Source organism: Caproiciproducens galactitolivorans (assembly GCF_026672255.1).
Taxonomy (GTDB): Bacteria; Bacillota; Clostridia; order Oscillospirales; family Acutalibacteraceae; genus Caproiciproducens; species Caproiciproducens galactitolivorans_A.
Genome location: NZ_JAPOHA010000003.1, coordinates 34723 through 55702, shown reverse-complemented (window position 1 = coordinate 55702; position 20980 = coordinate 34723). Strand labels below are relative to the sequence as shown.

Annotated in this window: 19 protein-coding genes and 1 tRNA gene; 5 read left to right on the top strand and 15 right to left on the bottom strand. The window is 49.2% G+C overall.

Translation table 11 applies throughout. The features are described from left to right. Window positions 1–8: 8 nt before the first annotated feature. From OUY18_RS03430 to OUY18_RS03400, 7 genes are all read right to left on the bottom strand, one after another. Window positions 9–632, bottom strand: coding sequence for a potassium channel family protein (locus OUY18_RS03430; protein WP_268057314.1), 624 nt, complete (start codon window positions 630–632; stop codon window positions 9–11). A 259-nt stretch (window positions 633–891) separates the two neighbouring features. Next, the gene (locus tag OUY18_RS03425; RefSeq protein WP_268057313.1) at window positions 892–2148 is read right to left on the bottom strand and encodes a hypothetical protein; all 1257 of its coding nucleotides are present in this window, start codon (window positions 2146–2148) and stop codon (window positions 892–894) included. A 116-nt stretch (window positions 2149–2264) separates the two neighbouring features. Next, window positions 2265–2909, bottom strand: a complete 645-nt coding sequence (locus tag OUY18_RS03420; RefSeq protein ID WP_268057312.1) for a DUF6518 family protein — start codon at window positions 2907–2909, stop codon at window positions 2265–2267. A gap of 240 nt (window positions 2910–3149) precedes the next feature. Beyond that, the gene (locus tag OUY18_RS03415) at window positions 3150–3473 is read right to left on the bottom strand and encodes a hypothetical protein (protein WP_268057311.1); all 324 of its coding nucleotides are present in this window, start codon (window positions 3471–3473) and stop codon (window positions 3150–3152) included. A gap of 403 nt (window positions 3474–3876) precedes the next feature. Further along, window positions 3877–3953, bottom strand: a tRNA-Arg gene (locus OUY18_RS03410). An 85-nt stretch (window positions 3954–4038) separates the two neighbouring features. After that, complete coding sequence (locus tag OUY18_RS03405; protein ID WP_268057310.1) at window positions 4039–4320, bottom strand: kinase to dihydroxyacetone kinase; 282 nt, start codon at window positions 4318–4320, stop codon at window positions 4039–4041. Window positions 4321–4345: 25 nt separating this feature from the next. Next, entirely contained in the window at window positions 4346–4756 is a 411-nt protein-coding gene (locus tag OUY18_RS03400) for a DUF3842 family protein (protein ID WP_268057309.1), read from the bottom strand. Between the two features lie 138 nt (window positions 4757–4894). On the opposite strand from OUY18_RS03400, the gene OUY18_RS03395 reads away from it, so the two are divergent. The 5 genes from OUY18_RS03395 (at window position 4895) to uraA (ending at window position 9236) form a co-directional block, all read left to right on the top strand. Next, the gene (locus OUY18_RS03395; protein WP_268057308.1) at window positions 4895–5092 is read left to right on the top strand and encodes a hypothetical protein; all 198 of its coding nucleotides are present in this window, start codon (window positions 4895–4897) and stop codon (window positions 5090–5092) included. Then, entirely contained in the window at window positions 5083–5841 is a 759-nt protein-coding gene (larE, locus tag OUY18_RS03390) for an ATP-dependent sacrificial sulfur transferase LarE (protein WP_268057307.1), read from the top strand. The genes OUY18_RS03395 and larE overlap by 10 nt, the downstream gene beginning before the upstream one ends. A 1-nt stretch (window position 5842) precedes the next feature. Beyond that, window positions 5843–6601 carry a nickel pincer cofactor biosynthesis protein LarB gene (gene larB, locus OUY18_RS03385; protein ID WP_268057306.1) on the top strand — a complete coding sequence of 253 codons (759 nt, stop codon included), beginning with the start codon at window positions 5843–5845 and terminating at the stop codon, window positions 6599–6601. Further along, on the top strand, window positions 6598–7809 hold the full coding sequence (gene larC, locus OUY18_RS03380) for a nickel pincer cofactor biosynthesis protein LarC (RefSeq protein ID WP_268057305.1): 1212 nt from the start codon (window positions 6598–6600) through the stop codon (window positions 7807–7809). The genes larB and larC overlap by 4 nt, the downstream gene beginning before the upstream one ends. Window positions 7810–7964: 155 nt before the next feature. Beyond that, window positions 7965–9236, top strand: a complete 1272-nt coding sequence (gene uraA / locus OUY18_RS03375) for a uracil permease (RefSeq protein ID WP_268057304.1) — start codon at window positions 7965–7967, stop codon at window positions 9234–9236. 131 nt (window positions 9237–9367) lie between these two features. Here uraA and OUY18_RS03370 read toward each other — a convergent pair whose 3' ends face one another. From OUY18_RS03370 to OUY18_RS03335, 8 genes are all read right to left on the bottom strand, one after another. After that, window positions 9368–10783 carry an MATE family efflux transporter gene (locus OUY18_RS03370; protein WP_268057303.1) on the bottom strand — a complete coding sequence of 472 codons (1416 nt, stop codon included), beginning with the start codon at window positions 10781–10783 and terminating at the stop codon, window positions 9368–9370. After that, window positions 10770–11405, bottom strand: a complete 636-nt coding sequence (locus OUY18_RS03365; RefSeq protein ID WP_268057302.1) for a TetR/AcrR family transcriptional regulator — start codon at window positions 11403–11405, stop codon at window positions 10770–10772. The genes OUY18_RS03370 and OUY18_RS03365 overlap by 14 nt, the downstream gene beginning before the upstream one ends. Before the next feature lie 231 nt (window positions 11406–11636). Continuing rightward, window positions 11637–13853 (bottom strand): alpha-galactosidase, encoded by a 2217-nt coding sequence (locus OUY18_RS03360; protein ID WP_268057301.1) that lies wholly within the window; start codon window positions 13851–13853, stop codon window positions 11637–11639. Between the two features lie 157 nt (window positions 13854–14010). Continuing rightward, the gene (locus OUY18_RS03355) at window positions 14011–15768 is read right to left on the bottom strand and encodes a glycoside hydrolase family 35 protein (RefSeq protein ID WP_268057300.1); all 1758 of its coding nucleotides are present in this window, start codon (window positions 15766–15768) and stop codon (window positions 14011–14013) included. Between the two features lie 45 nt (window positions 15769–15813). Beyond that, entirely contained in the window at window positions 15814–16650 is an 837-nt protein-coding gene (locus OUY18_RS03350; protein WP_268057299.1) for a carbohydrate ABC transporter permease, read from the bottom strand. Next, window positions 16647–17546 carry a carbohydrate ABC transporter permease gene (locus tag OUY18_RS03345; protein ID WP_268057563.1) on the bottom strand — a complete coding sequence of 300 codons (900 nt, stop codon included), beginning with the start codon at window positions 17544–17546 and terminating at the stop codon, window positions 16647–16649. Before OUY18_RS03345 ends, OUY18_RS03350 begins: the two co-directional genes overlap by 4 nt. Before the next feature lie 112 nt (window positions 17547–17658). After that, window positions 17659–18996: an ABC transporter substrate-binding protein gene (locus OUY18_RS03340; RefSeq protein WP_268057298.1), complete on the bottom strand. Its 1338-nt coding sequence runs from the start codon at window positions 18994–18996 to the stop codon at window positions 17659–17661. Between the two features lie 170 nt (window positions 18997–19166). Then, the gene (locus tag OUY18_RS03335; protein ID WP_268057297.1) at window positions 19167–20978 is read right to left on the bottom strand and encodes a sensor histidine kinase; all 1812 of its coding nucleotides are present in this window, start codon (window positions 20976–20978) and stop codon (window positions 19167–19169) included. Window positions 20979–20980 lie beyond the last annotated feature (2 nt).

The following is a 20980-nucleotide window of genomic DNA, read 5'->3' as shown; positions in this document are numbered from 1 at the left end:
ACCCTAATTCAGTCCACTACCTTGGCGAAGATCACCTGATCGCCCTCGGCAAGCGGCATTTTCCTTCCCAAATGGTAAAGCTCCATTTCGCCGTCCCCGTGCAGCACGCCGAAGACGGTTTCTCCCTTGTCCATCGGCACGGATTCCACAGAAGCGCCCTCGTGCGCTTTGTCTACGGCGCGGCAGTGGAAAGTGACCGTTGCCGTTTCAAACGAAAGGTTCTGGGGGCTTAACGGCTGCGTCAGCGCGGTAAACATCGCGTCGCCGGCCAGTTTCGTCGGGCAGACGGTTTTCAGGCCGAACCGTTTGAAGACATTTTCGCGCGCCGGGTCGGAAATGCGCGCAACGACATTTTTCACGCCGAAAAACTCGCGGACAATCTGCGATACGGTAATATTCAGATTGTCATCCGGCGTGGCAACCGCCACCGCGTCGCAATTTTTTACCCCCGCGTTTTGCAGAACCTGCATGTCCATCGGCATGCCGGTTACCGTCATACCGCTGAAATCTTCGCTTAAATTTCGGAATGCGTCCGGATTGGCATCCACTACGGCAACGTCGTGCCCGTGTTCATCCAAAATCTCCGCCAGGCGTGTGCCCAGCCTTCCGCATCCCACAACTAGAACATTCACAATATCGCTCCTTTTGTCGTATAGGAAATGGTTTTTATAATCAGAAATTATACTACTAGTGCGGAATAATGTCCATGGAATTTAGAAACATTTACGATAATACGGTCAAATCCCCGGGGAATACCGTGAATGCCTCCGGTTTCCATTGAAAGAAAAGAAAAGCGCCGTCTCCCTTCGGAGGGTTTCATCCTCCGAGGGAGACAGCGCCTGTAATCTATGTGAACGGCTACCCTGCCATAATTCATGTGCGGTTCTTTGCTTACGCAGACTCGGCTTCGCAGCGAAGGCTTTCCAGAATTCTTGCCCAGATCTTTTTTGTGTCTTCAAACTGTTGATAATGCATTTGAACGTTCGAGTCATACCGGTCTAATTCTTTCCGGATTTTCAAAAAGTCGTCTCTTCCGAAATACGCGCTGACCTTCGGGAGCGTTTCGGAAAGGGTGGAACGCATCTGCGCAATTTTCTTTTCGTACTCTTCCCTCTGTGTAATATACAGTAAGAGAGGCTTATAACGGATCCAGCCGACACAGCAGTTGTAGAACCGGTTGATTACCTTTTCGGATTCCGGAAGAATCGGCTTTAATTTGATCGGCAGTACACCGTCCATTAAGTGGTTATAGGTTGAAAATCCGTCGTGGAAGGTATAGCAGGGGATTCGCAGAACCTTGCGGTCCGTAAGGCATGTACTTAAAAACGTGTCCTCCCCCCGCGCGCCGGGCGGATTATAAAACGGGTGAACCTTCTCCGGGCTGGTCAGATTGATGCACAGGTTACTGCCGGAAATAAACTTCGTATGGTTGGCTTCCGGTACTTCTTCGGCCCTTTCCCCCGTTATAATGCCGGGGTCGGCATAGGTGATTCCCCCGTTTTTCATCAGGGAATGGATGGTGTCCCAGTTGATAATATCATTGCTCAGCGCCTCAATGAATTCTTTAAAGTCTTCTTCCTTCAGCGTATCATTAAAGGCAATCTGCGGAATGGGCGATATATAGCCGCAGTGATATCCATTGGTAACATCCGCGTTTTTTATATATTTCAAATGTGTTTTCAGCACATGCTGGCCGCCCCATACCGCGGCGGAACGCGTATTCGTCACTGCAATAGGGTACTCGTCGTCATCCAGGAAAAGAAGATAGTCCATTCCTTTTTTGAGCGCGGTATAAAGCACCGCATTGCGTTTTGCGGCATACCCGCTGCCGAAAATGAGACGCGCTTCCTTTTCGTTCATTACGTTCCTGCGAACCATTTCATCGGTTTCATTTTTAATAAATTCGGCGTCAGCGAAATAAATTTCGCTGACTAAGTCCTTTAAATCGCTCCGGATATTTGTAAAATCCGCCTTTTTTGCGTTGGCAAAATGCAGGTCATATGCAACAATCGGATGGATTTCGATGCTTTTGTTTTGGGGCAAACCATATTCTTCGCACCAGTTATAAATATAGGTTTTCAGCACTTTCTGAAAATGCTTCCGCCCCGTCGCAAAGCCAACACCTATTTTGATTTTTTTTGTATTCAAACAAAGACTCCTCTCTGCATTCACGCATTATTCTATACATTCATTATAACATATTCCGCCGATTATTGCAAAAAATCAGCAAATACAGGTGCCCGATGAATTTCGAATATAGTAATCTACAGCCATCCCCAAAACAAATGAAAAGGCGAAACGAGAAGAAACATTAGTATTCCTAAGATAACCACTTTCGCTATTTGTTTCGGGGATTGATATAAGACGAATATTGTGCCTGTCCATAAAATGAATTCTAAGATATTTCTAATATCAAAATACCAAAAGCCAAAAACAAAAGCCTGTCTGCTCATAAACATAAAAATGGAAGCCGAGATAACAATTGAAATGATCCCGTTTCCTTTTGCGTACCAACATAGAAATGCCATAAGCGGAGAAATGCAGGTCAATACAATCCATATCATCATGTAGGATTTCGGAAAAAATCCGGCTACAAACACCGTATACAGGTAATAGCTGCCCACCATCCCGGAAAAAAATAAAAAAACATTAGCGGCAGCCCTAAAAGGAGCTTTGCTGCATACAGAAATCAGCACAGCCAAGAAAATCCAAATCCCCATCCGTGAAAAGAAATTCCCTAAGTCAAGATTTTCAAGCAGCGGAGGCAAGAAATTACTGGCGGTCTCATCAAGCATCTTTGAAATCGTTCCCAATAAAATTCCCGCAAGCAGAATAAAAAATGAATAGAGTCGTTTTTTCGATATGGGTATGGATACCGGCTTCCGAATTCTATTAAGAAAGTCTAACATGGGTACCTCATATAATCTCGTATAATATAAATAATCTGTATCTAACTATATCATAAGGAATGTAAAAACAAAAGAATTAAGCTACGAGGGTTCAAGCTTTTTTAGAAAAAAGCGCTGCTCCCGGCTTGCACCGGGGGGTTCTCACCCTCCGGGCACAGAACAGCGCATAAATATGTATATCATTGCTTTATTAGAGAATACAAGCACCCGGATGAATTCCCGTTACGGCTTTTAATGGACTTATTTTGAATCAAGCTCGATCCATTTTCCATATCTCAAAATAAGTCGATTCAACTGCACAACAATGAAATCGAGTAAAACGAAAACGACAAGCGACACAAAGAACGTACTTCCTAAAAAGGGTATATGGACAAAGGACGCCACATGATAAGCAAAAACGAAAGCAATGAAATGGATAAAGATAAACAAAACCTTCCAAGGGGTGCTGAGCCGTATTCGACGGCCACAGGTATCGCAAGATAAACTACGAAAAAATGGCTGCGGCATTCTTGCCATATAACCCACAATATATCTGTGCTTACATGGTGCCTTTCCATCGCCCATTTCAAGTCCTCCCTTTAAATAATCTGTACCTAACATATCATAAGGCATGCAAAAACACAAGAATGAATCTGCGAAGGTTCCATCCTTTTTAAAAAAGCGCTGCTCCCAACCTGCACCGGGGGGGTTCTCACCCTCCGGGCATGGAACAGCGCTTAGAACATGTTAAAAGTTCGTCTGCCAAAGACGCGTGCAAAAAGAAAACGCACTCCACAAATGTGAAGTGCGCGTCCTGTGCGCGGCGACTCGCCGCTGGCCCGCCCGGAGGGATTCGAAGGTGGTGCAATCTCAGCCCGCGTTCCGCGAGTCCCTTCGGTAAATATCAGGAAGAAAGAAAAAAGCGCTGCTTCCAACCTGCACCGGGGGGTTCTCACCCTCCGAGCACGGAACAGCGCTTAAAATATTATGGCCCGCCCGGAGGGATTCGAACCCCCGGCCTTCAGAATCGGAATCTGCTGCGATATCCAGCTTCGCCACGGGCGGGTATTTAGCTTTACTATTATAGCACAATTCAGAGGGAAGTCAACACACCAATGACAGGGTACCCGGGACTTTGCGTTCCCGCACCCTATTTTCCAAAAGCTTCGCTTTGTTTTTGCATGTTTTCAATAACCACATCATAGATCGTGCCAAACTGTGAAAGGTATTTCATGACTTCCCACGGTTCATTGGTGTGAAAATGTATCCGGACAAGTTCCTCGTCACCCACAACCAGCAGGCTGTCGCCGGACGGAGCATGCTCCAAATGCTCCCGAATCGCATCAACCGGGATATTTTCGCCCTCGACCAGCATTTGCGTATCAAAAACAAATTCGATCTTTTCCGTGATTTCACACTCCTCGGATTCCAAAAAAAATTTGCCGGAAACCCATCCGTCACTGGCTGGTCAGTTTCTTCACCGTTTCAACCGCCTGCTCGATATACTTCGCCATGGGCTTGTCCTCCGCTCCGGCGATGTGCACACGGCAGGTGGAAACCGGAATCAGCACCTTCTGCGCCGCGCTTCCGGAAACGGCGCACGCCATCTTCGGGGATATTTCGCCCAGCATGCCGTTGGCCAGCAGGATTCCGATCGGCCCCGCGATGATATCGGCGTTGGAACAATTGAAAATCACCGCGTTTTCCCCGGTTGCTCCGGCGTCCGCGCCCGCTTTCAGCATTGCCGAGGTGGCAAGGGAATTGGTTCCGACCGCGATCACTTTGGCGCCGGGAATTTCTGTTTTCAGCTTCTCCACCAGACTTCGGCCCATTCCGCCGCCCTGGCCGTCGATTACAACCACTTTCACTATTGTATTCCTCCAAAATATACCGCATAAAAATTCCTTATTATCATAGCATCAAAAGGGTTGTTCGTCAACGGAAGCCCCGTGCCGCTCCAATTGACAAACCTCCTGTTCAAAGGTAAAATATTGAGATAGAAACGCATGGCAGAAGCCATGCATACCGCCAGAAGGCTCATGAACGTAAACCATCCGGTTCTGAACACCGGACAGGCTGTGGTAAATCGGGAAAACATTGCCGCGCAGAGAAACGGCAATGTGCTATGCGCCGCGGTTTGCCGACCGTCTGCATGGCTCACGTTCCGTGGGCCTTTTCGTTTTAAGGAGTTAAAATGGATCTGAAAACCTTCTTTTCACAAAATCCACGCGCCGCCCTCGCTTTTTCCGGCGGAGTGGATTCCTCCTATCTGCTGTACGCGGCCAAACATTACGGCTGTGCTGTTCACGCGTATTTCATTCATTCCGCTTTTCAGCCGCAGTTTGAACTGGACGACGCGCGGCGGCTGGCCGAGGAACTCGGCGTTCCGCTTACCGTTGCGGAAGTCGACGTGCTGAAAAGCCCGCAGGTTGCCGCCAACGACCCGCTTCGCTGTTATTACTGCAAAACAGCCCTGTTTACACAGCTTCTGGAACTTGCAAAAAAGGATGGCTGTCCCCTCTTGATGGACGGTACGAACGCTTCCGACCTTGCGGACGACCGGCCCGGGATGCGCGCGTTAAAGGAACTGGGCGTCCGCTCGCCCCTGCGCGAATGCGGCCTGACCAAGCCGGAAATCCGGCGGCTTTCCAAAGAGGCCGGGCTGTTTACGTATGACAAACCGGCTTACGCCTGTCTGGCGACGCGGATTCCCACCGGAACAAAGATTACTTCCGAACGGCTCGATCAGGTTGCGAAGGGCGAAGCGATCCTGTTTTCCATGGGGTTCACCGATTTCCGGGTACGCTATTTCCACAACGCCGCGAAAATCCAGCTTCCCGAAAGCCAGTTTCCCATGGCGCTTTTGAAGAAGGAAGAACTTACGCGGGAACTTTCCCGCTGGTTCGACGGCGTACTGCTGGACTTAACCCCCCGAGGCGGAAAGGAAGGGTAAAATGGATACGAAAAAAACGCTGGCGCTGCTTCAGGAGGTAAAGGACGGTACCCTTACCCCCGAAGAAGCGGTTTTAAAGCTCCGGATGAGTCCCTACGAGGATTTGGGCTACGCGAAGGTCGACCTGCACCGCGAACTGCGGCAGGGCGTGCCCGAGGTTATTTACGGAAGCGGGAAAACGCCGGAGCAGATTATCGGCATTGCTTCCGTTATGCGGGAAAACGGCTCGGAAAACATCCTGATTACCCGTCTTTCCCCCGAAGCCGCGAAAAAGGTGGAAAAGGAAATCCCGCTGGATTACGACGAGGTATCCCGAATCGGGATTGCGGGGCGCAGGGCGGAAGTTACTTCTTCCGGCACCATCGTCGTTGCCGCCGCCGGAACCAGCGACCTTCCCGTGGCAGAGGAAGCCGCCCGCACCGCAGAAGCGCTGGGAAACAGGGTCACCCGCCTGTACGACGTAGGCGTAGCCGGGCTTCATCGCCTGCTTTCCAATCTGGATATCATTCTGGAAGCGCGCGTCATCGTCGCCGTTGCGGGCATGGAAGGCGCGCTCGCCAGTGTGATCGGCGGCCTTGCGGACTGCCCCGTGATTGCCGTGCCGACCAGTGTTGGCTACGGGGCGAATTTCGGCGGTCTGTCCGCCCTGCTTTCCATGCTGAACTCCTGCGCGAGCGGCGTCAGCGTGGTGAATATCGACAACGGCTTCGGCGCGGGATTCCTCGCCAGCAGGATCAACCATATGGGGGATAAGAAATGAAAAAACTGTATCTTGAATGCAATATGGGCGCCGCCGGAGATATGCTGACAGCCGCTCTTCTCGAGCTTTACCCCGACCGGGAAGGCTTTTTAAAGCAGATGAACTCCCTCGGGCTGCCGGGCGTTGCGGTTCGCTGCATTCCCGCTGTGAAGTGCGGCATTTCCGGCAGTCATATGGTTGTCTCAGTAAACGGGCAGGAGGAAACCGAAGCGCCGGAACATTCCCACCATGAGAAAATGGCCGGCCACAACTATGAAAGTATAAAATCCCTGATTGCACGGCTTCCGGTTCCGGAGGAAGTCCGGGAAAACGCATCCGCGGTCTATCAGAAAATCGGGGAAGCGGAATCCCGTGTGCACGGCGTTCCGGTGGAACAAATTCATTTCCATGAAATCGGTACTTTGGACGCCGTCGCCGACGTTGTCGGCTGCTGTCTGCTGTTCCATCTGCTGGGCGCGGAGGAAATCACGGCGTCCCCGGTTCATGTAGGAAGCGGTTTTGTCCGCTGTGCGCACGGCCTGCTGCCCGTTCCGGCGCCCGCCACAGCGCGGCTTTTGACGGGCATACCCATTTACGGCGGCGATATCCGCGGCGAGCTCTGCACGCCTACCGGCGCGGCGCTTCTGCGGCATTTTGTCTCCCGTTTCGGCCCGATGCCGCCGATGCGGGTGGATAAAATCGGCTGCGGCATGGGAACGAAGGACTTCGAGGCGGCAAACTGCGTGCGCGCCTTCTGGTCGGAATCCGATGCATATTCGGACGAAATCGCGGAGCTTCGCTGCAACCTTGACGACATGACGCCGGAGGCGATCGGTTTTGCCATGAACCGGCTGCTGGAAAGCGGCGCGCTGGACGTTTTTGCAGCGCCGGTTCAGATGAAAAAAAGCCGCCCTTCGGTTCTTCTGACCTGCCTGTGCAGACCGCAATTGCAGGAGCAGCTTACGCGGCTGATGCTTCTGCACACCACAACGCTGGGCATACGGGCATCGGCCTGTTCCCGCACGATTTTAAAATCCTCCTTCCAGACGGTTCAGACGGCGTACGGCTCCATCCGTATCAAGGTCAGCCGGGGCGGCGGCATTACAAAATACAAACCGGAATATGAGGATGTAAAAGGAGCCGCCGAAGCGCATGGCGAAGCCTTCGACACGGTTTATAAAAAGGCTGTAGCCGAAGCGGAGAAAGAATCCGCCCTCTGGCCGTATTAATGTTTCTGCATTAAAACTGCATTTTCATTTATTTTCCCTCACATCTTGACATCTTTTGTTATAAAACGTATAATTAGATAGTTTGGCTTAAATTAATCATCGGTAAAGGTACCAATTGATTAACGGATTCCAAAAGAAAAGATTGAGGTGTCACCATGCAGAGAGAAATTATCCAAGTAGAAGAGAAAGTCCCTATCCTGAAGAGCATTCCGCTCAGTCTCCAACACATGTTTGCCATGTTCGGCGCGTCTGTGATCGTTCCGCTGACATTCCACATGAACCCTGCGATCGTACTGCTGATGAACGGTATCGGTACATTAATTTTTATTCTCATTACAAAAGGCAAAGCCCCTGCCTATTTAGGCTCCAGCTTTGCTTTTATTGCGCCTGTTTTACTGATCATCGGCAATAAATCCATGAATTATCAATACGCCCTGGGCGGCTTTATCGCGGCGGGCGCCGTCTTCTGTATCGTTGCCCTCATCATTCGCTTCTTCGGTATCAAATGGATCGATGTGGTGCTGCCCCCCGCCGCGATGGGCGCTGTTGTTGCACTGATCGGGCTGGAGCTTGCGGGTACTGCTGCTCAAAGCGGCGGCATTGTGGTTTCGGACACATACAAAAGTATCGATCCAAAATTCGTCGCCGTTTTCCTCGTTACTTTACTGGTTGCTGTGTTCGGCTCCGTACTGTTCCGTAAATTCTTCGCAGTTATTCCCTTACTGATCGCCATCGTTACCGGATACGTGCTGGCCTGCATTCTTCATTTGGTGGATTTCACGCCGGTTCAGCAGGCTCCCTGGTTTGCAATACCGAATTTTTCAGCACCGATTTTTGATTGGGATGCAATCCGTATTATCCTGCCGGCCTCCCTTGTGGTTATTTCCGAACATATCGGGCATCAGCTCGTAACAAGCAAGATTGTCGGGAGGGACCTCGTTAAAGACCCCGGGCTGCACAGAACACTGCTGGCCGACGGTATTTCTACGATGCTTTCCGGTTTCTGCGGTTCTGTTCCCACTACGACCTATGGAGAAAACATCGGCGTTATGGCAATTACCAGAGTGTACAGCGTACAGGTAATCGGGGGCGCTGCCATCCTGTCGATTATTATCGCTTTCATTGGAAAGCTGACCGCGTTAATTCAAACCATCCCCGGCCCCGTAATCGGCGGCGTAAGCTTCCTGCTTTACGGCATGATTGCAGCCTCCGGTATCCGGCTGCTGGTTGAAGCGAAAGTGGATTACAGCCGTTCCCGCAACCTGGCGTTAACTTCCGTTGTATTTATCACCGGCCTGAGCGGCGTCTCTGTCCCCCTTGGATCCGTCCCGCTTAGAGGCATGGCCCTTGCAACCATCGTAGGAATGATCCTGAGCCTGCTCTTCTATCTGATCGATTATTTCCACCTTGCCAACGATTACGAATAAATTCTTTGCTGTCCCTTTTATTTAAGATTCATATGCGATAAAATGCCCACGGAATGTTGGTTTTCGAACATTCCGCGGGCATTCTTTTTGCGACTGAATGGTATCTTTCATTTCTTTGCAGTTTACGGCAGTTAATTTGATTCCCGGCACCCTTTCATATTGGTATCCCCTGTTTGCACCCCCATGTTCCGGGAGGCGATACGCTTCATCGGTTTGATTAAGAAGAGGCATACAAGGATGGTCAGCACATCGGCAGCGGGTTGGGAGAGGTAGATGCCGGTTACGCCGAGAACACCCGGCAGCGTCAAAATAAAGGGGACATAAAACAGTCCCTGACGGATGAGCGACAGGAACAGCCCCATGCGCGATGAGCCGATTGTCTGGAAGGTGATGGTCATCATGTAGCAGAGGCCGAAAGCCGGGTATAGGGCTACCTGTGAGATCAGCAGCCACTTGCCGAACTCCACCACAGCCGGGTTACGGTTGAACAGCAGGATCAGCGGCTGCGCCAGTAGGATATATACGGCTGCCACCGCCACGGTCAGCAGCAGTGAACCATGCAGGGCGAAGCGGGTCGAATGGTGGAAGCGTTCTTCGTTCTTCGCGCCAAAGGCATAGGATGCCACCGGCTGATACCCCTGCATAAAGCCCATGACAACATAGCATCCGATAAGGATAAGCCGCTGCACCACACCGTAGGCTGCGATAATGAGGTCGGAATCCGGCAGCGGCTTTGCTGCGATGTTCGTCAGCGATGTAGCAACCGCAAGACAGATCTGGATGACTGCCGTTGGAATTCCGATCGACACCACATCCCACACCAGCTTGCCGGAAAGCTTAAAGTATTTCGGCTGAACCTTAATAATGGAATGCCCGCCCAGATAAAACCATAGCAGGATAACGAAGGTAACAAACTGCGAAACGGTAGTGGCGAGGGAAGCGCCTTCCACGCCCATATTAAAGCCCCACGAGAACATAAACACCGGGTCGAGCACCACGTTCAGCGCCGCACCGACGATAACGGCAATGGAAGATATCCGGACCGAGGACTCCGCACGCGCTGCACAGTTGAGGCTTTGGGCCGGAAGATTAAACAGCGCGGCGATAAACATCCAGAAAGCGTAGTCTTTCGCCTGCGGCAGTACCGCGTCGGAAGCGCCAAAGGCCCGCAAGATAGGGTCCATAAAGATGATGCCTAAAATGCACAGACCGGCACCGATCACCATCGACAGCCCAACGATGGTCGTAACGGTGCGGTTCGCGCCGTCCTTATCGTTCGCCCCAAGCTGCCGCCCCGCCAATACCGCGGCACCTGCGGCAAATATGTTTTCCACCGAGACCATAATGAGCAGCAGAGGCAGCGTCACGCCGACCGCCGCGAGAGCCGTATCGCTGTGCAGCATGCCGATATACGCTGTGTCTACGATGTTGTAGACCGCCTTTGCCAACAGCGCCAGTGTCGCCGGTATGGCAAGAGTGATGATTGCTTTCGACGGTTCGACCGTGGACAGCAGGGATTCTTTCGATGCACTTTTATCTGTTTTCATCTCTATCACCTAATACACCGTACAGCAGAATACCGAGCTGCCGGTGACACCTTTCTTCATGTTTACGGAGTGCCTGTTCGGGAGAATACGCTCCGGCCAGCGCCGCCTTGAAACACAGATTGAAATAGTCCATGTACATTCTGAAATCCTCAACCACGGCGGACACCGTAACGCCCTTGCGCAGCGTAGTGCTTTCCAGAAGGCCGGTCAATACGGAGATGTTCAGCTCATCAAACGCCTTGCGTGCTTCCGTGATATCGCCGAGCAGACTGTCGTGCGGGTTTAGCGCCGCATCGGTGAAGATGCCCAGATACAGCGGATTTTCCGCGAAGAACCGAAGCCTTGCGTCAAAATATCCGCGCAGGCGCTGTTCCACGGAACCCGCCATCCCTTTTATGGCATCCGTTATATACGAGGTCAGCTTTTCAAAGCATTCCTGTACACAAAACAGATAAATCTCATCTTTGTCCTTGAAATAGTGATAGATGATTCCTTTTGAAATATCGTTTTTTGTACAGACCGTATTCAACGAGGCTCCATCATAGCCCTTGGCGGAAAATTCCCGCAGCGAAGCCTCGAGAATTCGCTGCCTTGACTGCGCGTTTTTTTCCTCACGTTTCATATTATCACCTTACTATAAAAAATAGACCAAATGGTCTGTAAAATTTAGTATAGCACAAACAGACCACTCGGTCAATATTTTGGTCAGAATAAGGGAGGCCCCCCGCCATTGCGTTGACGAGGGGCCTCCCTATATGCTGTTATTATAAGCTTTTAAAGTACTTGCTGAATCAGCATAAGAAACATAGGACTGTTTTGCAGCAGCCACCGGATTTATATTGATAAAGAATCGCTATTGATCATCCTCTGCGAGCAGGTGAATTTGCAGGGACGGATAATCCCCATACAAATTCGGAATCCGAAGTCCGGCATTCATCAGGGCGGAACCGCTGCAATCTTTATAATAATCTTTAAATTCCAAATCATCACAAACTATTCTGTAGGATTTTGCCTCATCCAGGCCCTCTAATTTTAAAACAGGCGGGATTGCGTTTGCCCGTGCGCGCGTGACGACAATATTGACAAGCGCCTCTTTTCGGTCGGCGGATGCAAACTGCCAGGCGGAGACACACCCGTGCGGGTCGGTAAGTCGGTAATAATTTCCTCTGCCAATCAATTTATAATATTTTTTGTATTGCTTTACAAGGGAAGCGATTTCTTCTTTTTCGCCGGCATTTAGCTTTTCTAAATCGAGTTCAAAGCCAAAAGCGCCGGACATGGCAACGATCCCTCTGGTTTTTAAAGGAACCGACCTGCCCGTCTGGTGGTTTGGACATGCCGACACATGGGAACCCATAGAGCAGGCCGGATATGCGAAGGACGTCCCGTACTGGATTTCGAGCCGATCAATGGCATCTGTATTGTCGCTGCACCAAATCTGGGGCGTATAATAAAGCATCCCGGCATCGAAACGCCCGCCTCCCCCGGCACAGCCTTCGAATAAGATATTCGGAAACGCTTTTAAAAGACGTTCCAGCAGATTATACACCCCTAAAACATAGCGGTGATACACTTCTCCCTCGCGTTCCGCAGGAACGCCGGCGGACCATGCCTGCGTTAAATGGCGGTTCATATCCCATTTTACATATTCAATATTCGCCGAATGCAGCACTTCCGAAATGCTGTTAAATAGATAATCCACTACGTCAGACCGCGAAAAATCCAGCACAAATTGGGAACGCCCCCTTTGATTCGGCCTCCCGGGAATCCGCAGACACCATTCCCCATGCTTTCTGTACAATTCGCTGTTTTCAGAAACCATCTCCGGCTCAAACCAAATGCCGAGCTTCATGCCCAGCCCGTTGATTTTTCGGCAAAGGCCATCCAGACCGTTCGGCAATTTTTTTCGGTTGACAGTCCAGTCGCCGAGGCTGGTGCAGTCGTTGTTCCGGCTGCCGAACCACCCGTCATCCATTACCAGAAGCTCGATTCCCGCCTTGGAGGCTTCCTCCGCGATTCGCACCAGCTTATCTTCGTTAAAATCAAAATAGGTTGCTTCCCAGTTGTTGATCAAAACGGGACGACGCCTGTCTTTATAGCAGCCCCTGCAAAGATTGTTCCGGAAAAGCGTGTGGAACTGCCCGGAGAGCATGCCCAGCCCTTCCGGGCTATAGGATAAAACCGTTTCGGGCGCTTGGAAGCTTTCCCCCGGCGCAAGTTTCCAGCGGAATAAGTTGGGGTTTATTCCCATGGTAAAGCGGGTCTGGTCAAATTGGTCAACTTCCGCACAGGCGGCAAAATTGCCGCTGTACAGCAAAGAAATGCCGTAGCATTCCCCTTTATCCTCATCTGCGTTCGGTTCGCAGAGAATAACAAACGGATTTTGCTGGTGGCTTGACGCTCCCCGGACACTGTCAACCACCGTTTTCCCGTGCGTAAGCCTGCGGCGTTCCACACTGCGTTCCATTGCGTGCCTTCCGTAAAAGGTCATGAAATCATAATGATCGCCGTAAAAGTCCATGCAGCAGGAAAGGACGGAATCCAAAAAAACAGCATGCCGGGTCTTGTTAACAACAGAACATGAACGGGAAATTGCATTCTGGGTTTCAAAAACAGAATAAAATAAATGCACTTCAATCGGTTCCGAAGAATCCTGAAGAATAATTTCCAGCGTTTCGCAGCTGCCTTCGTTGCAGTACAGGGCCGGGAGTCCGTTCAAAGCAGGTTTTCCGCTGAAGATCCTGTGCGAAACATACCTCAGATCGCACGCGCTGGACCCGTTGGGATAGCTGACGGCAAGGCACGGCGTTCGGTAGTCACCGTTTCCTAAGGATGGGTATTCCTGAGGCAAAAAGTCAAGGGAAAAAGTACGATCGTCTTTCGCCTCGTTCGGGCAGGGGCAAAAGCCGTGGTCCCCTGTGTGAATCAGGCCGGAGGCGTCTCCGTATTCCATTTTTCGTCCGTAGTATAAATGCAGCAAATATCCAAATTGAGAGATACAGAACTGGTAAGTTGAATCCTGTGTTTGAAGCGTAAAAATTTTTTTTGAATTATCATATAAAATGGCCATAAAAAGCTCCTTATGCAAGATGATCTTTCCGTCAAACAGTTTATACAATAATTATAACAATTCCTGCAAAAAATGAAAGGATATATTTTGATGATCCCGGTATTCATTTCAGCACTATGCGCAGGTTTTTGTTTGCAAAGCTGAAAGATTATCAATTTCAACCCAGTTCCGGTTTTGCCAAAAACCGAACGTAATCCGCTGTTTTTCCTTCGGTCTCAAATAAAATCAATTCGTTTTCTCCCTGTCTCAGTAAAGGAGCGGGAACATACAAACGCTTTTGAGGGCCTTTATCCCAAAAACGGCCTAAATTGAAACCGTTCAGCAGGGCGCATCCTTTTCCCCAGCCGGACAAATCCAAAAAGGTATCGCCCCTTTTTTCAACCTGAAACGGGATACGGTAAAAGGACGGGGTACCCTGCTGATAATCTTTTCGAAAATCCAGCTTTTCAGCCATTTCAGCGTCCATCGGCAGCGGATACATTCTCCAGCCTGCATGACCGTGGCCGTTGAGCAGTACCGCGCCGTTAACTCCTTTGTGCTGATACTCCATTCTCGGGCCGTAATTCACGCGCCCCATATTCTCCGTAAGGATATCGATCTGCTCACTATGCCCGAAGCCGGAAGGCACGTCATATTCTTTCTGCAGTTCGAGGTCGTACAGCGTTAGGAAATGCTGCTGATCAAAGAAAATCTGTGCGCGGTCATTTGTGTCCAAAAGCTGTAACTTCCCAACCTGCGCCTCTTTTTTGAAATAGGAGCGGTACAACGTATACCCATAATTCTGCCCCAGTTTCTCCATGGAAAGCGGCCAGGGGCTTTCCGTCGGCAGCGCAAGATCCGGGAGGACGGAAAACAGGGAAACCCGGTCGGCAACCGCCTGCTTTCCATAGGAACATTGTTCTATTTCAGTCGAAAAGGTCATCGGATACACATTGGCATACTTGCTTATCACCTTGCGGAATTCCAAATATTTTTCTGTAATTGTACCGTCTTCGGAAAGGGGCGCGTCGTAGTCGTAAGAAGTCACGTCCGGGGAAAGGCGCCCATAATAATTGGAACCGTTCATAAAACCAAAATTTGTACCGCCGTGAAACATATAAAGGTTGACGCTTCCGTTTGCAAGGATGAAATCCAAATCTTTCGCGGAATTTTCCGCCGAAGCGGTATGATGCTTTTTGTCGCCCCACGCGTCAAACCAGCCGACCCAAAATTCCATGCACATCAGTGGGCCGGCCTTGATTTTTTTCTGCAAAACAGGCAGCTGTGTTTCCGGTTTTGACCCAAAATTCACGGTTGCTAAGGTGCCGGGCAGATTTCCGTTGTCAAGATAGTCTCCCCATGGGCCATCCGACGTTACAAGCGGTACCGTAACGCCATTCTTCTGCATTTCGGAACGCAGGGCTTCCAAATAAGCCTGTTCGTCGCCATATGCACCGTACTCATTTTCCACCTGCATCAAAAGAATCGGACCGCCGTTATCAATTTGAAGCGGAGCCAGCACTTTAAAAAGCGCCTGATAATATTCCCGCACAGCATGTAAAAAAGGAGGATAGGTACAGCGCAGGCGCATCCCGTCTTCGGCAAGCAGCCATGCGGGCAGCCCGCCCAATTCCCACTCGGCGCAGATATACGGCGACGGCCTCACAATGGCCCAAAGCCCAAGTTCCTGCGCCGTTTTTAAAAATTTTACAAAATCCAGTATTCCGTCGAATAAAAATTCGCCGGGATGCGGTTCATGCAAATTCCACGGAATATATGTTTCAACTGTATTGCATCCCATGGACCGCAGCTTTTCCAGCCGGTCACGCCAATATTCCGGCACAACCCTGAAATAATGGATGGAGCCGGAAATAATCTGAAACGGCTTTCCGTCTAAATAAAACTGATCTCGGATTTCAAAACGGCTTGTTCCCATCGTTTCCTCCTTGTTTTACGGAAGTGACTTCCTATTTCAAAATATTTATTTTACCGAACCGATCATGCCTGCGACGAACTGTTTCTGCATCATGAAGAAAAGAATCCCCGTCGGGAGCGTGGCAATCACAATTCCGGCCATAATCATTCCATAGTCCGGCGTATAGGAAGAACCCATAGCGGAAAGAATGAGCGGAACCGTGCGCTTCTGCGGGTCCTGCAGAGCCACCAACGGCCACAGGTAGTTGTTCCAGCTGCTCATAAAGGTAACAATCGCAGCCGCGGCATAAGAAGATTTCATGACCGGCACATACATATGGATAAAGATTCTCGGCTCATTCAGCCCGTCGATCCGCGCCGCTTCCAGAATATCTTTCGGGAAACTTTTTGCATTCTGGCGGAAGAAAAAGATTAAAAAGGCGGTGCATATGGACGGCATAATGACCGAAAACAGCGTGTTCAGCCCAATACCCGTCAAACCTGCTTTGCCTGCCGCGCCGAACATACGATACAGCGGAATCATCAGGGCGCAGAACGGTATCATCATGGAAAGCAGCAGAATGTTAAATACGCGGTCGCGCGCCTTGCTGCGGAAAATTTCAAAACCATAGCCGGCGACGGAGGAAATGAGCAGCGCCAGAACCGTTGTGATCAAGGCAATAATCATAGAATTGCCAACCGAAGCTCCAAAATGGAGGTCACTGTGAAACAGGCTGCTAAGGTTTTCCGCTAAGTGAGCGCCAAAAGTCAACTTCCCGGCGTTTACTTCCGCAGCGGTGTTTGTAGCGGATATGATCATCCAAAAAAACGGGAAGATTGAAACAGCGGATAAGACCGCCAAAAAAATATATTTCAGCACCGAAAGTGTTTTATTCCTTTTCATTGGTTATCTTTCCCTCCTACCTTCATTTGAATCATAGAAAGAATTACAATCAGAATTACCACAATGAACGCTACAGCGCAGGCATACCCGAAATTCGGCGTATACTTAAAGCATAGATTATAAATATACTGAGAAATCGTGACCGTCCCGTTTGCCGGGCCGCCCTGTGTAATATTCTGCACTTCATCGAAAAGCTGCAACGTACCGATGGTGGACGTTATTGTGGTAAACAGGATAATCGGTTTCAGCAGAGGGATCGTCATATGGGTGAATTTTTTTACGGCATTGGCGCCGTCAATTTCAGCCGCTTCATAGATGCTGGGTTCAATGCCCTGCATTCCTGAAAGATAAAAGACCATATTATATCCGGTCCAGCGCCAGGTAATCGAGATAATAATCAGCACTTTCGCCCAAAAAGGGTCCGTCGTCCACAAAATAGGAGACAGCCCGATATGAGCAAGCATTTGATTGAATATACCGTCATTGGAAAAGATATTCTTCATGATGAGAGAATAAGAAACTAAAGAAGTGATGCACGGCAAAAAGATGGCAATACGAAAAAATGTGCGTCCTTTTAATTTATCGTCGTTGAGAAGAACCGAAATAATCAAGGCAAGAACGATCATGATCGGGACCTGAATGATCAGATAAATAAAAGTATTGCCCAAAGCCTTTCCTACCGTCTGGTCTGTAAAAAGGCGGATATAATTTGTCAAACCGCCAAAATGCGCATTGACGCCCTTCCCTGTCTGGAAGGACATGATCAGCGCCCCGACCATCGGAATGAATACGAAGACGCTTATTAAAACGGCGCTCAGGGAGACAAAAATCCAACCCCAGCGGTTTAATTTTTTTTCTAAAGTATGATGCGTTACTTTGTCCGATGTTTTCCACATTTGATTTTTTCCCTGTCCGTCGGCTGGAAATTGGTTGCCGTTCACGCGAGAAGCCTCCTTATGTAAAGCAGCCATTGCCATTCAATGGCAATGGCTGCTATTCGAAATTTTATTAGCCGGCAGCGGAAAGAATGCCTTCGACTTCTGTCTGAGTGTTTTTCAAAGTGTCATCGATTGACGACCCTTTCACGATGCTTTGAACCGCTTCCGTCATTTTGCTTTCAATATCATATGTGGAAGTACCATAATTGACAGCGGGGATGTTTTTGGTCCAGTCATTCCAGTCCTTATAGATCGGCTGGTTGTTGAAAAAGGCATCCGGCGTATTCACGTTTTTCCCGGAAGCCGTGTCTTTATAAGTACTTACAAGGCTGATGTCCTTACACAGGCTGTCGAGTAAATCCGTGTTGGATGCAAAGGTCTTGCTCAAAAAGTCTTTCGCAGTGTCTTTTCCGGGAACCTTATCAATGACATACCAGCTTGCGCCGCCGCAGTTGCTGGAATTAACGGAACCGGAGACATTGGACATTTTTGGGAAAGGCGCCACAGCCCATTTACCGGACTGATCCGCGGCTTTTTTGATGCTGGACGCATACCAGCACCCCATTACCGCTGTTGCAGCTTTGCTGTCGTTGACAGCAGCTACACCCGCATCCCAGCCGGAAGAGGTAACGGTGATTCCTTCTGTCTGCATTTTTTTGTAAATGGCAAGTGCCTCTTTTAATGCGGCATTGTTGGCAATATCGGCTTTTCCGTCGGCATCGACATACCATTTGCCCGCCGACTGTATCATCATGCGGATAATTCCCAGGTCATTCGGGTCAACGTTAATCATTGCTTTACCGGTTTTCGCCTTAACAGCCTTGCCGATCTCAATGAACTTATCCCAAGTGAGGCTCTGCATATCCGAATCCTTGTAGCCGGCCTGTTTAATCAAATCGCTGCGGTAAAATACGCAGGCAACGCCGGAGTCAAAGGGAACGCCGTAAACTTTATTGTTCTCCGTCATGATCTTCAGTTTATAATCCATGAATTTATCGGTTTTGGTGATGTCGGAAAGATCGCTGAGTACGCCCGGATACGATTTCAGATAATTCTGGATTCTGTAATCTTCAATCAAGACAATATTCGGCATACCGTCCATGTTGCCGGATTCAAAGGCCGTATTCATTTTTGCCACGATATCGTTTTGAGCCATACTTACAACATTCACGGTAACATCCGGATTCGACTTGGCGTAAATTTCCTTTGCTTCATTTGCCGCCTTTACATTGAACGTATCATCCCATGCCCAAATCGTCAGTTTTTTCGCTGTATTGTCTGCGGATGAAGGTGCGGCCTGCGAATTCGCCGCTGCAGAAGACGTATTTGCGGTGCCGCCGCTGCAAGCGGCCATGCTTACCAGCATCGCTGCGCTGAGTAAAACTGCTGCAATGCGTTTACCTTTCATAGATAACTCCTCCTAAAAAAATTTCTTCATATGCACTTACACTTTTTCGCTTGCAAGATGATCTTAATCGTTGCAATTATCTTACCATGATTCTGCACAAACACCATAGGACTATATTGAGATGTATTGGTATCTTTTTTAGGAGATGTCATCATGCTTTTCCTGCCGATTCAGGATTTATTTTGGATATTGGTATTTTCTTCATCTGCGTTATTACCTTCCCGAATGATTGGAAGGGTTGTCATTACGGAAGTACCGTGTCCCGGTTCGCTGAAGATTTTTACCCCGTACTGTTCCCCAAACAGCAGGTGAATACGGGCGTTCACATTTCGAATACCAATTGACCGGCAATCCTCGTCCGGCTGCCCTGCAAGCAGCTCGTCCGCCTTGCTCTGCATCATGCCAACACCGTCGTCAATCAGTTCGCAGACCAGATTCTGACCGTGGCAGTCAATAAACAGGGATATTACGCCCTGCTGCCGGTTTGCAAATGCATGAAAGAAAGAGTTCTCTAAAAAAGGCTGAAGCAGCAGCTTCGGCATCAGGCAATCCGCCGCGGCCGGACTCAGAAAAACAGCAGTCTGGATCTGCTGGCCAAACCTGATTTTTTGCAAAAAGATATAATTTTTCAGATTTTCAACTTCTTCCGACGCCGGAATAAATTTTTGGCTGTCACGGATCGTGCTGCGCAGAAGCAGAGTAAACGTGTCAATGCTTTGCACCGCTTTTTCGGAATCCTTCTGCCAGATCAGCCACTTGATGGATGTCAGCGTATTATAGATAAAATGCGGATTAATTTGCATCTGAAGCGTATGGATTTCCATACGGCGTTTATCCTGCTCCAGCTGGATCAGCTGACGCACATAATCGTTGATATGATCGATCATCATGCTGAAAGCGCTGGATAACTGCCGTACTTCATAGCCGTTGTCGATAACCGCTATGTGATCCGGAAGTCCTTCCTTTGTCACTTTTTCCATCGTATGTACCAGCTTATTGATTGGCTGTATAATCTGGCGAATGAGCAGGAACAAAACAATTAAAACCACGCCGGTAATGATAGAACAAATCACCAGAATATAAATGCTCCCGTTAAATTCATTCAGCGCCCGGGCATAGTCAAAAACACTTACCGCGTACAAATTCCAACGCGGTACCGGGCATGCCAGCACAAGCACCGGTTTGTTTCGCAGCTGTGCGTATCGGCTGGTTTCTTTTTTCGCGTTCATATCCTGAATAATCCGTGCCAGGTCTTCCTCTTTCTGGCCGATTATTTCCTCGTTCGACGAAGACACGATATTCCCGGATGTATCCAGCATCATCAGATTGTTTGTGCTGTTGCTCAGGTTATCAAAAAAAGCGCGCAAGTCCTGCTGTTTCATGACAACATATGCGAAGCCGTATGGTTTTTTTGTTCCGGGGTAAGTCAGCGCCTTTATGGCAACAAAAGCACTGCTGTCCTTTGAATTTTGCGTAATTCCCTTTTTCACAAAGCGGTATAAAATGCGGTTGGGCTGTTCGCGTGCGTCCTGTGTGATTTTATCCTTCAAAAGTTCTTCCGCGGGAATGGAAAGGCTGGTTTGATTGCTGACATAACACTGACCGTTTGTGCCAACTACCGCGATGTCATAAAACGTATCCGGCTTGACGGTATTCAGTTCTTTGAGCATATCGTAAACCAAATGAAACAACTTTGGGTTTTCCGGCCCGGACTTCAAATACTGCGAAAACGCCCCGCTGTTGTTAATCGCCAATTCCACGTCGGTAATCTTGTCGTTTGCCGTTTCTATTTTGGACTTGACCATTGTAAGGATCTGTTGATTGGACTGGCTCATTGTTTCTACATACCCCTGCCTTGTCAAACGAAAGGCCGCCCCCCATGTAAAAACAGAAACAATCAGTACGCCAATTACGACAACACCCGCAATCTTCATAAACAGGCTGCCCGGGTATATCGTATGAATCCGCTTTGAAAACTTCATTT